Genomic DNA, 1300 nt, shown 5'->3' on the forward strand with positions numbered 1-1300 from the left:
GGAACAGCGCGTTGTATCCGGCATAAGCGTCGGCTTGCAGGATGCCGCCATAGCCGGTGAGATGCCCAACCGGGTGCTCGGCGCGGCGGGTCCGCGAGTAATGGAACAGCGCCGCTGGCGGTGCCGGACCGCCGAACGGTCGGTCATCGCGAACATAGGTCCATAGCCTCCCGACATCGGCCTTGGTCTTCGCCAACACCGGCACGGTCGTATCGTCGCCATGCAGTCGCTCGGCGGCGAGCACGTGCGCTTCGATCAGCCGATGAAGCGGCCGCAGCGCGGCAGCGCAGGCCCCTACATGATCGGCGAGTGTCGACAGGCTGATCTCGACGCCTTCACGGGCATAGCGGTCGCGCTGACGGTTGAGCGGCTGATGCGTGCCGAACTTCTCGAACATGACCATCGCCAGGAAGCTCGGGCCGAACATCCCGCGCGGCGTCGCGTGAAACGGAGCGGGCGGCTGGGTCACCGCTTCGCACGCGCGGCACGCGAACCGCTCGCGGACGGTCTGGATCACCTTCCACTGCCGCGGGATCACCTCCAGCGTCTCGGTGATGTCCTCGCCCAGCTTCGACAGCCGGTCGGATCCGCAGCAGCCGCAACTGGTCGGCGCGGGAATAACGACGCGCTCGCGCGGCAGATGCGCAGGCAGCGGCTTGCGCGAGGGCCGTGCTCGGGTGAACGCCTCGACAGTGGTGCCGGCCGCGGCACGCGCGCCGAGCGCCTCGTCCTCGCCGGCGTCCTCTTCCAGCTCCTCCAAACCGAGCTCGAGCTGGTCGATCAGCAGTTGGCCGCGCTCGGAACGCTGGCCATATAGCGCGCGGCGCATCTTCTCGTTCTGCAACTCGAGCAGTGCCACTCGGGCCGCCAGATCGGCGTTGATCGCCTTGGTCCGGGCGGCTTCGGCCTCGGCATCCACGAGCGCCGCGCGAAGCGTTGTGACATCGCTGGAGAGCGTCGCTGCCATGGTTGCGAGGATAGCAGAAAGTGGCAGATAACCTAGCTTTATGGGATGGCCCGCCCCTCATCATCTGGCGCAATCTGGCGTTGGATTAAAAGGAGAGGACCGATGACGACGAAGACGCCGATTGCCACGCTCGGGATCGACCTAGGCAAGAACAGCTGTAGCTTGGCAGGAATGGATGCGAGCGGAACCGTGGTGTTGCGCCGACGAATGACGCGGGAGGGACTGATCAAGTTCTCCGCCGCGCTGCCGGCTTGCGTCGTGGCGATGGAGGCGTGCTGCGGTGCTCATTATCTCGGGCGCACGTTCGAAGGGCAAGGCCACACGGTGCGGTTG

At 66.3% G+C, this 1300-nt stretch carries 1 protein-coding gene and 1 pseudogene; one reads left to right on the top strand and one right to left on the bottom strand.

Annotated elements, in window-relative coordinates; genetic code table 11:
* A partial coding sequence (gene tnpC / locus EAH84_RS15790; RefSeq protein WP_241656666.1) for an IS66 family transposase occupies positions 1–967 on the bottom strand: 967 nt, incomplete at its 3' end.
* Positions 968–1069: 102 nt separating this feature from the next.
* Between tnpC and EAH84_RS15795 the strand changes: the two are divergent.
* Positions 1070–1300, top strand: a pseudogene (locus EAH84_RS15795) (IS110-like element ISMmg1 family transposase); the annotation flags it as partial.

Source organism: Sphingomonas oligophenolica (assembly GCF_006438955.1).
Taxonomy (GTDB): Bacteria; Pseudomonadota; Alphaproteobacteria; order Sphingomonadales; family Sphingomonadaceae; genus Sphingomonas; species Sphingomonas oligophenolica_A.